Raw genomic sequence first — 11892 nt, 5'->3', positions numbered from 1 at the left:
TATAAGCCATTTTCATGAGGTGATTATCGTTGAATCCGAAAAAAAACATTGTGCATCTGCCTGTCTACCAGCCGGGCAAGCCGATAGAAGAAGTAAAACGTGAGCTCGGCCTAAAGGAAGTCATTAAGCTTGCATCCAATGAGAATCCGTTCGGCAGCTCCGAACAGGCTAAATTGGCTATTCAAAATGAGCTTGCCAACATCAGCATCTATCCGGACGGCGGCAGTGTTCAGCTTACAGCAGCAATAGCGGAGTATTTGCAGGTTGCTCCGAATCAAGTCATTTTTGGAGCGGGCTCCGATGAAGTGATTTTGATGCTCGCCCGTGCATACCTATCTCCAGGCGATGAGACGATCATGGCTGATGAGACGTTCCCCCAATATAAACATAATGCCGAGATTGAAGGCGCAACGATCATTGAAGTTCCGCTAAAAGATGGAACGCATGATCTTCCTGCCATTCTTGCCAAAGTAACCGATCGCACGAAAATCATTTGGATCTGCAATCCGAATAATCCGACAGGCACAATCAATCGCCAGGATGAGCTTGCTAAGTTCATAAGCGAAGTGCCGAAGCATGTACTTATCGCGCTTGACGAAGCTTATTATGAATATGTAACCGATGAAGCTTATCCAGACAGCTTGGCGCTTCTTCGTGAGAACAATAATGTAATCGTACTCCGTACATTTTCAAAAATATATGGTCTGGCTTCCCTGCGAATCGGCTACGGCGTAGGTCATCCCGACGTTATCCGTTCCGTAAACCAGGTCCGCGAGCCTTTTAACACAACTCGTTTCGCACAAGCGGCGGCTTTGGCTTCAATCAAGGACTTGGAGTTTCTGAACAACTGCAGGGAACGTAATGCCGAAGGCCGGATTTACTTGGCTGAACAGCTCGATCGCCTAGGACTCAGCCATTTTGAAGCGCATGGCAATTTCGTGATGTTTGATGCGAAAATCCCTTCACAGCAAGCATTTGACGGGCTGCTTCGCAGAGGCATTATCTCACGCGCCCGCTGGCAGTACTACCCGACATATATTCGGATCACGGTAGGTAGCCAGGAGCAGAATGAAGCCTTCATTAAGGCGCTTGAAGAAGTATTAGCAGAAGCGGCGGTGCTGGGCTGACATTATGAAGAAAATTGCGATATTTGGCGTAGGGCTGATCGGCGGATCGCTGGCGCTTTGCTTTAAAGGCAAGCCGGGAATTACTGTCGTTGGCCATTCAATACGCGAATCATCCGCAGCCAAGTACCTCGAGCGGGGCGTTGTCGATCATGCGACAACGTCTATGCGCGAGGCGGCGGAAGGTGCGGATTTTATTTTTTTATGTGTGCCGGTTGGAAATCTTGCTCCATACGTTCGTGAGCTAAGCAGCATGAATCTGAAGCCTGGATGTATTGTGACAGATGTAGGCAGTACGAAAGCTTCTGTGGCGGAGAGTGCAAGAGAGGTCCGTTTGGAGGGGGCAACCTTTATTGGCGGCCATCCGATGGCAGGGAAGGAACAATCCGGGGTTGAAGCGGCCTCGATTTATTTATTCGAGAACGCTTTTTATGTGATTACACCCGATACCGATGTCCCGCAGCAAGAAGTGGACAAGCTGATTGATCTGCTGAAGTACACAAAAGCGCACATCATTCAGGCTGATCCAGAGAAGCATGATCAGATCGTCGGAGCGATCAGCCATCTTCCGCATATCATTGCAGTCGCTTTGGTGAACCAGATCCGTCATTACAGCAATGAGGATGAACTGTACTGCGTCCTGGCTGCTGGGGGCTTCCGTGATATTACTCGGATCGCCTCAAGTGATCCCGTCGTATGGCGTGATATTCTGGTAGACAACCGAAATGTACTGTTGAACCTGCTCAAAGACTGGAATGAAGGCACATCTTCATTTATCCGCATGCTGGAAGAGAAAGACGCAGAAGGGATTGAAGAAGCTTTTAAGGAAGCCGGTCAGTTTCGCAATCAGCTGCCGGAGCGCCGCAAAGGGATGATTCATTCCATCTATGAATGTTATGTGGATGTCCCTGACCACCCGGGTATTATCGGGAGAGTGGCTACAGAGCTCGGCAACAGTGCGATTAACTTAAGCAACATCCAGATCATTGAGAGCAGGGAAGATGTTCCGGGTGTGCTCCGCTTGTCTTTCCGTACGCAGGAGGATCTGGATCGTGCAGTAGCCAAACTGGAACAAATAGGATATTCTGTGCATTTTTAAAATAAATCTGATATTTATGAAAACGCTTGTTGACAAAATGAAAACGTATACATATAATAAAGGTACAGTATGGTTTCTCTCCACTCCTATCCTAATCCATCGCAATTTGTGCGAGGCCGCCTTTTAAATAGGGCGGTCTTTTTTTTTTTGTTTTTTTGGGAACAAAGCTAATGCTTTTTTCGTCTAACTTAAATGCAGTCGTATTTTTTGAAATTCTTTTAGCCAAGTCCAATCCGCATTATGTTACAATAGACGTAATCAATGTAAAAAAGTGGGATAACCGAACGCCGTCGAATACGGCAGGAATATGTTCTTATTCCACGAATTAATGATTGACGAATAATATTAATTTTTTTTTATCATCTACCGCAACTTTTTTCTCCCGCTTCGGTACAATGTTATACCGAAGCGGGATTACTCCTAAGGCCAAGGAGGATCGCCCGCAATGACCGATTCCCAACTCATACGTGAAATAAAAGACGGTAATATACAGCTATACTCGGAATTGATGCGGCGCTATCAGCGTAAGATCCTTGCCTTCATCTATCACATGCTGAAGAGCGCGAAGCTTGAGCTCTTGGCTGAGGATTTATGCTCGGAAACGTTCTACAAAGCCTATCGCAGCCTGCATTCATTCCGGGAAGTCGATGCTTCCTATTCCACATGGCTGTATACCATAGCAAGAAATACAGTACTCAGCGAACTGCGTAAGCAAAAAGCTGGCAACGTTTCTCTAGATGAAGTTGGATACATACCGGTTGCACCACCAGATACCATACCAGAGCAGCGACTGCTTCAAAGCGAGCGGATGACGATGGTTAGGGAAGCGATAAACAGCTTGCCCGAGAAACAGCGCTCCGCACTTATTTTACGAGAATACGATCAATTGGATTATCAGGAGATTGCCAGCATTCTAGGGCAAACGGTAAGCTCCGTCAAATCGCTTCTTTTCAGGGCCCGCAGCAGTGTAAAAGTGCAGCTAGAACCGTATTTCGGCGATTCACCATTGCTGGAAGAGTACGAGGGGATGAAAATAAGATGAAATGCCTCGAAGTTCAACAATCGTTTGGTGCATATTGGGATTTAATGGAAGAAGATGAAGAGCGCAGGTCAATTGACGAACATCTTCGGCATTGCGAAACATGCAGCGAAGAGTTCCGGATCTGGGAAGAGAGCGAGCAGCTTATTCGTTTCTTCTCTGAGCATGATGACGAGACCGGTCCAATGGATCATGTGAATCATGATGTAATGGACCGGATTTATGCAGAACAATCCTGGCTCATACCGGTCTCTAACCGGAGTTATCAGTTCTCTAAGGCTTTCCGCCGAAACGTAACAGCCATTGTTGCTTGCTGCATGGCTATTTTCGTCTGCGGATTATTCTATCTCCTTACGGGGTCCGGCAGCTCTTCGTCGACGGATGTGGCGAAGCTCACCGGATTGATTGAAACTGCGAATGCTTCGAGTGATGTATCCTTGATCAGCGCTGACTTTTACGCCGAAGTACCGGTCGCGAGCATCAGTGACCCGATCATCATTAATATCGTGCCGACCGTACCTCAGTATTGGGTTGCACTGTCGATATTAGGCATTATCATGACCCTTCTCATATTAAATTGGTTTTCGCGGACGCGAAATTGACGTATACTACTTAGAAGAGCAGACTCCAGCTTGATTAGCTGGAGAATTTTCGTTTTAAAGTATTTTAATCGTGGAAAGAGGGACCGAGCTTGCGGATAGGACTTATTCGTCACGGGAAAACAGACTGGAATGCGCTTGGCAAAATACAAGGGCAGACGGATACATCTCTTAATGATGAGGGCATCCGTCAAGCAAATGCATTAGCGGTGAGGCTGAGTCAAGACTCAATAAAATGGGACATGGTAATCTCGAGCGACCTTAAGAGGGCCTACGAGACCGCGAGAATCATTGCGGCAGAGCTCCAAATTCCGTTATTGCCTGGTGAACCTAAGCTGCGGGAACGTTTCTTCGGATTAATTGAAGGAACAACAGAAGAGGAACGGCTGGCAAGATGGGGGGCGGATTGGCGCAAATCCGACAGCGGGCAGGAATCCGATGAAACGGTAAGAGAGCGTGCACTGTCTTTCGTGCAAGCCATGGCCATGCAGCATCCCCATCTTAATATTCTGATGGTTACTCATGGAAGTTTGCTTGCCCAACTTCTCAAAGGCATGTGTCCCGGTATTGAGGACAAACCGATCGTTAATCTTTCCTACTCCATTATGCAGCTGGAGGCTGATAAATGGACACCCTTGCTACATAACTGCACCCGTCATTTAGAAGAACTTCAGCAACAAGGCTATTGACCTCAATGGGAAAAAAGAGTACAGCTGCTTGCCGCAATTTGCGGATAAGCGGCTTTTTTTTATTTTCATAGGTTATAAATTTCGCCAATGTTCCAATAATGATAGTAAACCTGCAAGCGGAACCGGGAACGGAGGGCGGAAAATGAATTTGGCGGACATGCTTAGCTATGCCGATATCGGCCAGTTAAGCCGAATTGCGACTACGTATCATTGCGACTGCAATGGAAATTCGAAAAACGATTTGATCCAGTCTATATTATCAACGGTTAATCGCAGGGATGTGTTTGAAGCCCAAATCGGTGCGATGAAGCTGGAAGATTTGCGATTCATTAATTCGCTGCTTTTTGATGCCAGAGATGCTTTCAGCTTAGAGGAACTCGTTGCACGCGTTCAGCAAAGTAAATTCGGAGTGCCGCCTGCCGAAGCGGAGCCAGCAGCAAATGCTGTACCCGCAGATAAACCTTCGGTTAAGAAAAGCACCAAACGCAACAAGGCTTCAAAAGAAAAACCGGTGCCGGAGTCAGGCCCAAGAGAAACGATTTCAAGGTTTAAGCAGTATGGATGGCTGTTTAATGGTTATTCAGGATCGAATCGCTATTTGTTTCAAGTGCCTTCTGATTTGAAGGAACGCTTCAAAGCTACCATGGAACGCAGATTTGCTTCTCAGGTTAACTATGCAGACGGGGAACCGGATGCTTACCGGGATGAGCAGCTCTTAATGGGCGAAGATGTTCGTCAGCTTCTCAATTACATACATCATAATGAAATTCCCTTGACCTCTGAGGGTGTGATGTATAGGAGAAGCGTGCTGCAAATTCTTGAGCTGTTCGGTGTTAAAGAGCAGCTTCCGGCCCGCGGAGAATGGAGATTTGGTTATGGAAGGCGAATGAAGGAATACCCGAACCGCCTATCCCTTCTCTATGATTATTGTTATTACAATGGATGGATTGCCGAAACAAGCACGCTGCTTACATTAACGGCTTCGGGAAAAGAGCGCCAGGCGCTCCAATCACCGGAGCAATCAGACAAGCTCTATCAATTCTGGATCAGACTCTATAGAGGCCCGATTCCAAACATACGCTCCATCATTCACTGGATCGATAAGCTGTCCCGCCGCTGGGTTAACGCAGAGGATTTAATGAAGGCGTTAGTTCCCTTTATTAAGCCGTATTACTATGATCAGCCGGAGACCATTTTGGAGCAGCGCTTGCTCACGATGATGATGCACCTTGGTCTGCTTCGTGTCGGTGAACATGCAGAGCAAAGACAAGTCATCCGGATGACACCAATGGGCAAATCAATTGTCGCCGGCTTAAGCATAGACGATGACGCCATTATTTTGAATGGATAAAGGGCATCTATGAACTGGGCAGGAGCACATTCATGAAGAATAGGGGCCAAACGTCCTTAGCGGAGTTTGCCGCGTTGAATATGATTTAGTAGAGCCGGTTTGCTCGAGCTAGACAAGATCACAGTAGTCACACCTATACGCTTTCTCTTAGATCGCCTGCTAAAAGTCGTCAACAGACACCGGACGAGAAGACGATTTCAACGAAGAGATGGACGATGGAAAGCACAAGTGGCGAAAGGAAACGGATATAGGATCTCTTAAACGCCGTGTTGGAGGTGTATCCTATGGACAAAATGAAAGTATCGTACGAAGCGATGCTCGGACTAGCTGCTGAGATGACCCTTGACGAAGCCGTGCTTAAGTTCCGAACAGACCGGTTATATCAAGCCATCGATAAGGCGCTTGCCTCCGGGGATAAGGATACGTTCCGTCGCTTGACTGACGAACTGAAAACGTTACACGTTTGAGCTGCTGGATAAAGCCCAGAAGAGGCCTGTCATCGCGCGGATAAATCATCCGAAGCGGGGCAGGTCGTTTTTTTGTGCAGAAGATTGTGGTAGGATGGTAGAATATAGGACAGTCTATGAAAATTGCAGCCCAAGGATTGGTGAAAAGATGAAATTCAGCGATTTAAGCAAAGAACAATGGGCGGAGCTTCAGCCTTATTTGGATACCGCTATCCTGCCGCTGACAGGCCTAACGGGATCTGAAATGCCTCATGAAGCAACAGAAGCATTAGAGAAATTGCGGGATGTGCTGGATTTAATCGAAGGCCCCTTCAAAGGCAGAGTTGTGATTTACCCTTCCTGTCACTTCGACCAAGGCCCCGGTGGGAACCTGGCAGAAGAGCTTTGCCGTAATTTAAGAAAGGTTGGCTTTCGATACATAATTGCAGCGGCAGCTTACCCCTTGGATGGGGCGGACACGCTAAGCTGTGCAGATCTTGTCATTGCCGTTGAGGCCGATGGAAGCTTGCCGTCTAAGGATTCCGTCAGCGAAGCGGTCAGGATCTTATGGCTTGGACGATAAGTAGAAGTAATTCCATATTCAGTGCATAAGCCGTCATTCGATTGGGAAAAACAAATGCCAGACAAGGTCAATTGTGACAAAATAATAACAAATTAAAGATCGTTTTTGATCCGCTGGGCAAATTACCCGCCATATTCTTGACGCTCCAAATCACCTAGGCTATTATAAGTAATGTCCTAGTTCGTCGTACGTTTTGCCTTCGGCAGAACACAAGATATGGCTCAGCAAAGGGGGTAGAACAGAAGATGAGTAACCATCAACAACATGAAACCAAGCAAAGTCCGGTGAAACGAGGCGGAATGTCCCGTCGTCAATTTTTGTCGTATACGCTCGGAGGTGCAGGAGCCTTTATGGCTGCTGGTATGTCGCTCCCGATGATACGCTTTGCAGTTGATCCGATTTTAAAGAAAAAAGCTGGCGGCACATGGATCAAAGTCGTCGAGGAAACTAAGCTTACGAATGAACCTCAAGAGTTTAAATTCCAAATTCACCAGATTGACGGTTGGTATATAAGCGACCCTGAATTGACTGCGTGGATCTCCAAGGATGACAGCGGCAAACCATTTGCACTTTCACCGATTTGTAAGCACTTAGGCTGTACAATCGGGTGGAACACAGAGAAAAACGAAGAGTATGTTTGTCCGTGTCACAATGCGCATTACACGAAAGACGGCAAAAACCTGATCGTCGCTCCAAAACCATTGGACGAGTATGATCTTAAGGTTGAGAACGGCTGGATTTATCTCGGACCAGTCAAAGCAAATACACGCGTATAAAGGAGGCGTAGGCTCAGATGTTTAAAAACGTATACAACTGGATTGACGAACGTCTTGATATTACGCCGATGTGGAGGGACGTCGCGGATCATGAAGTGCCGGAGCACGTTAACCCTGCTCATCACTTTTCCGCATTTGTATACTGCTTTGGCGGATTGACGTTTTTCATCACGGTTATCCAAATTCTGTCGGGTATGTTCCTGACGATGTATTTTGTTCCGGATATCATCAATGCTTATAAGAGTGTTGACTATCTGCAGCATAAAGTTGCTTTTGGCGGTATCGTGCGCGGGATGCATCACTGGGGTGCGAGTCTTGTAATCGTCATGATGTTCCTACATACGCTGCGCGTATTCTTCACAGGTTCGTACAAAGCGCCGCGTGAAATGAACTGGGTCGTTGGGATGTTGATTTTCTTCATCATGCTGGGTCTTGGTTTCACAGGCTACCTGCTTCCATGGGATAACAAAGCTTACTTTGCAACAAAGGTTGGTATTCAAATTGCAGAATCCGTACCTTTTATCGGTACTTACGTTAAAGAATTGATGCAAGGTGGAGAAATCGTAGGGGCAGAAACGTTAACTCGCTTCTTCGCTATCCACGTATTCTTCCTGCCAGGCGCGCTCCTTGCGCTTCTAGCGGCGCATTTCTTTATGATCCGGAAACAAGGTATTTCGGGACCACTATAAGCCGAAAGGAGGCATATTGCGAATGGCACATGGCCACAAATCGGATGAAAAAGTCGTTTTCGTTGGAGATTCTCGGGTTCGGAAACGCACTGTGCCGGTAAGTAAAGTACCGCCGGACTATTCCTCGTATCCTGGTAAATCGGAAGCCTTTATTCCGAACTTTCTTCTGAAGGAATGGATGGTCGGGGTTGTCGTACTTGTCGGGTTTCTAGTTCTGACTATTTCAGAGCCAGCACCGCTTGGTTATCCGGCTGATCCAACAAATGCAGGCTTTATTCCAATGCCTGACTGGTACTTTTTGTTCTTGTATCAATTTTTGAAACTGCAGTATGTGTCGAAGGATTACGTTGTTCTGGGAACCGTTGGCGTACCTGGTATCGCGTTCGGTGCGCTCCTGCTTGCGCCTTTCTTGGATACAGGTAAAGAACGCCGTTTCTACAAACGTCCAATCACTTCTATTCTTATGCTGCTTTCATTGATTTCTGTGTTCTACCTAACGAAGCAATCGTGGGATCACTACCAACACGAGCTGCAGTTGACGAATACAGTGCCTGAGCATATTCTTCGCGAAGAGAAAGCCCGTGAAGCGGCAGCGAAAGGCCAAGAGCCAGGCGAAGCAGCTGCGGAAGCAGCAAATATTCCGCTCGTTGACAAAGATGACCCGGCTGTTGAGTTGACTAAGAAAGCACAATGTGTGGCTTGTCACGGAACAGACCTTAAAGGTAATGAAAGTGCAGGAATTCCTTCATTCCACGGTATCGGTGACGAGTTTAAGAAAGAACAGCTTGTTGACATCGTGACAAACGGTGCCGGCGGCGGTAAAATGCCAGCTTTCAAAGACAAGCTTACTGCAGAAGAGATCGATCAATTGACGACTTGGCTTGCTAAGCAAAAGAAAGCTGAATAATAACAGCACAGATGAAGAACCTGATCGTAAGAAGCGATCAGGTTCTTTTAAATTAGGAATAAAATGGGAAACGGAGGCCTAACATTGTCAAAGGTAGCATCAGCATCATTATGGAGCCGATCTGTTCTCTTAAGCCGACCGATGCTCTGGCTTCTATTTGCAGTAAACGCGCTTGGAACTGTATACGGTTACATTTGGTACTGGCAGCAGATCGAGTATACGATCGACAATCATCCCCTGTGGCGTGTCATCTTCGTCCCGGATAGTCCAACGGCCAGCTTGTTTTTTACGTTATCACTGCTCTACCTCTTGTTTCCGGTGCTCAATAAACAAACGAATGCGTTGATATGGATAAGGCCCCTCATTGAAGCGCTTGCCGTTGTAACATCATTAAAGTATGGAATCTGGGCGGTAACGATGATCGTTGCCGGTGCAGCACAAGGAGATCAGCTGGAATGGGAGCATTATATGCTGATTGTGTCGCATCTTGGGATGGCGATTGAAGGCCTGCTGTTTGTCAGATTTATGGTTTTCGGACGGTTAGCGGCCTTCATTGCGTTTCTGTGGCTTCTATGGAACGATTCCATCGATTATACTTATGGCGTATTTCCGTGGCTTCCTAACGTCCTTGAGGACGATTTGAATGCGGTTCAAACCTTCACAATCGGTCTGTCTGTTTTTAGCTTATTGATGACTTGGCTCTTCCTTCGATTGCGAAAGGTCTAATCTTGGACATCCCCCCATAAAGTGTTAAAGGAGGGGGATGAGCATGAGCCCAAAAATATCAGCATTCTTCGCTATATTTGGATTCGCTTCACTGCTGCTATTGACCGGGGGCTGCGGTGTTCATGATTCTGATACCGCTGCTCGTGTGACCGTTAGTGATGTTCTACCCGATAAACCAGGAACGGCTCTTCAGCAGTTAAATCAATTAGCGGAGCAGTTATATGCAGCTGCCAATGAAGAGAATAGACAGCTGGCTTATTCCATAATCGGGCGGCTGGAGGGCGTATCTGCGGATGGAAGCTTAAGACGCATCGGTACGATTCAGGGCTGGGCCGCTTTCGATCATAGTGTGAAGGATGCCAAGCTGGCTATTGCACAATCCGGGACAAGCAGCACCTGGTATATGCAGGCTGCAAGGCTGAAATTGGCATCGGATGTTCTGCTCCGGCCTGAAGCGCCATTGTGGCTGCAATACGAGGGTGTGCTTCGGGATGACGAGAGCCGTCTGCTGCAGGCCTGGCATACGCAGCTGGAGGGCCATGCTGATGCGGCAGTAGTTTCCTTGCATATTTTGAAGGAGCATTTCGAGCGTGTCGAAGTGGCTGCGCTTATGCAAAGAGAGGCTTCGCAGCTTGCTCTGCTTAAGGGACGAATCGATTACACGGAGCGGCTGCTTAGCTTTGCTAGGGGAGAAGCGGAGATGAATTCCGCTTCAGTTCCCCAGGCCTTTCAAGCATTGACCGCAGCGAGAAGTCAGCTGTTTGCAAGTCAGAGCAACTCTGCAACGGCAGCCGTCCAATCCGCACCGGGCAGCATAGCTTACGCTGAGCAGCGAGCAGCTGGCGAGCAGCTGGCTATTTTGTATATCTCAGCAATCATCATGGGTATTCTCGCATTCGCCGGCTGGCGCAGATTTGCTTATGAGCAGCGGCATGGAACCCCATATACAGATGGTTTTTTCAAAAAGAAACGATAGGCTGCGTTCCACATTTCTTTATTCCTCCTTGAAGCCTTCCCCAAGAACATCATGCACATCTGTTATGACGATAAAAGCTAAGGGGTCAATACTGCGAACGATCGTTTTCAACCGTCTGATTTCTTGACGGCCGACGACGCAGTAGATGACCTCTTTTTGTCTGCCGGAGAAAGCGCCTCGGGCAGGGAATAAAGTAACCCCTCGATCCATCTCCTTCGTAATTTGCGAAGCGATGACTTCCCCATTCTCCGTGAATATGGAAAATGCTTTAGCGGCATAAGCTCCTTCCTGAATAAAATCGATCATTCTGGATGCAATAAATACGGCAACAAGCGTGTAAAGTACCTTTTCTTTAGGGATGTAAATAAGCGAAGATCCGATAATAATCACGTCTAAGGTCAAAATAATTTGGCCCATGCTCCAGCCTTTCATCTTGGAGGCGATGCGAGCTATGATGTCCGCACCTCCGGTGGTGCCGCCAAATCGAAACACAATGCCAAGTCCGAGGCCTAACGTGACCCCTGCGTACAAAACCGCCAGTATGTAATCATTCGAGGTCTGGAAGGGGACGATCCACCCCAGGCGGATGAGTTTTTCCATAAGTGCAAGAAACACAGACAGCGAGACTGTGCCGAATATCGAATATCCGATTTGGGCTCGTCCCAAGATACGCCATCCAAGGATAAACAAAGGGATATTGAGTACTAAAGTGGAGATGGAAAGCGGCCAGTTTAACGCATAATTAAGCAGGATCGCAATTCCGGTTACTCCGCCCTCCATTAATTGATTGGGGATGATAAAATAGTGCAAACCGAATGCATACACCGCGGTTCCAAGCATAACAAGAGGAAGCGTGCGCAGCAGTGCCGACAATCGTGCAGCCAAATC

General features: G+C 47.4%; 14 protein-coding genes. 13 read left to right on the top strand and 1 reads right to left on the bottom strand.

The window, feature by feature from the left end; all coding sequences use genetic code 11:
* Positions 1–29: 29 nt before the first annotated feature.
* The 13 genes from hisC to ACFPYJ_RS17055 all read left to right on the top strand — a co-directional run bounded on the left by hisC (position 30) and on the right by ACFPYJ_RS17055 (position 11004).
* A complete protein-coding gene (hisC, locus tag ACFPYJ_RS17115) occupies positions 30–1127 on the top strand; it encodes a histidinol-phosphate transaminase (RefSeq protein ID WP_379189380.1) in 1098 nt (365 codons plus the stop codon).
* 4 nt (positions 1128–1131) lie between these two features.
* A complete protein-coding gene (locus ACFPYJ_RS17110; RefSeq protein WP_379189379.1) occupies positions 1132–2223 on the top strand; it encodes a prephenate dehydrogenase in 1092 nt (363 codons plus the stop codon).
* A gap of 445 nt (positions 2224–2668) precedes the next feature.
* Positions 2669–3265 (top strand): RNA polymerase sigma factor, encoded by a 597-nt coding sequence (locus ACFPYJ_RS17105; RefSeq protein ID WP_379189377.1) that lies wholly within the window; start codon positions 2669–2671, stop codon positions 3263–3265.
* A complete protein-coding gene (locus ACFPYJ_RS17100) occupies positions 3262–3864 on the top strand; it encodes an anti-sigma factor family protein (RefSeq protein WP_379189376.1) in 603 nt (200 codons plus the stop codon). Before ACFPYJ_RS17105 ends, ACFPYJ_RS17100 begins: the two co-directional genes overlap by 4 nt.
* A gap of 89 nt (positions 3865–3953) precedes the next feature.
* Entirely contained in the window at positions 3954–4550 is a 597-nt protein-coding gene (locus ACFPYJ_RS17095) for a histidine phosphatase family protein (protein WP_379189375.1), read from the top strand.
* A gap of 142 nt (positions 4551–4692) precedes the next feature.
* Positions 4693–5901, top strand: coding sequence for a hypothetical protein (locus tag ACFPYJ_RS17090; protein WP_379189374.1), 1209 nt, complete (start codon positions 4693–4695; stop codon positions 5899–5901).
* A 284-nt stretch (positions 5902–6185) separates the two neighbouring features.
* Positions 6186–6368 carry an IDEAL domain-containing protein gene (locus ACFPYJ_RS17085; RefSeq protein ID WP_379189373.1) on the top strand — a complete coding sequence of 61 codons (183 nt, stop codon included), beginning with the start codon at positions 6186–6188 and terminating at the stop codon, positions 6366–6368.
* Between the two features lie 148 nt (positions 6369–6516).
* A complete protein-coding gene (locus ACFPYJ_RS17080; RefSeq protein ID WP_379189372.1) occupies positions 6517–6930 on the top strand; it encodes a DUF2487 family protein in 414 nt (137 codons plus the stop codon).
* Between the two features lie 245 nt (positions 6931–7175).
* A complete protein-coding gene (locus ACFPYJ_RS17075) occupies positions 7176–7706 on the top strand; it encodes a ubiquinol-cytochrome c reductase iron-sulfur subunit (protein WP_379189371.1) in 531 nt (176 codons plus the stop codon).
* A gap of 17 nt (positions 7707–7723) precedes the next feature.
* On the top strand, positions 7724–8395 hold the full coding sequence (gene qcrB, locus ACFPYJ_RS17070; protein WP_379189370.1) for a menaquinol-cytochrome c reductase cytochrome b subunit: 672 nt from the start codon (positions 7724–7726) through the stop codon (positions 8393–8395).
* 22 nt (positions 8396–8417) lie between these two features.
* The gene (locus tag ACFPYJ_RS17065; protein WP_379189368.1) at positions 8418–9302 is read left to right on the top strand and encodes a c-type cytochrome; all 885 of its coding nucleotides are present in this window, start codon (positions 8418–8420) and stop codon (positions 9300–9302) included.
* 141 nt (positions 9303–9443) lie between these two features.
* Complete coding sequence (locus ACFPYJ_RS17060) at positions 9444–10028, top strand: DUF1405 domain-containing protein (RefSeq protein ID WP_379189512.1); 585 nt, start codon at positions 9444–9446, stop codon at positions 10026–10028.
* A gap of 43 nt (positions 10029–10071) precedes the next feature.
* Positions 10072–11004: a sporulation protein YpjB gene (locus ACFPYJ_RS17055; RefSeq protein WP_379189367.1), complete on the top strand. Its 933-nt coding sequence runs from the start codon at positions 10072–10074 to the stop codon at positions 11002–11004.
* Positions 11005–11022: 18 nt separating this feature from the next.
* Here the strand turns inward: ACFPYJ_RS17055 and ACFPYJ_RS17050 are convergent, their stop codons facing one another.
* A complete protein-coding gene (locus ACFPYJ_RS17050; RefSeq protein WP_379189366.1) occupies positions 11023–11889 on the bottom strand; it encodes a YitT family protein in 867 nt (288 codons plus the stop codon).
* Between the last annotated feature and the right edge of the window lie 3 nt (positions 11890–11892).

Source organism: Paenibacillus solisilvae (assembly GCF_042656405.1).
GTDB lineage: Bacteria > Bacillota > Bacilli > Paenibacillales > Paenibacillaceae > Paenibacillus_Z > Paenibacillus_Z solisilvae.
This window is presented reverse-complemented; position numbering and strand designations above follow the sequence as displayed.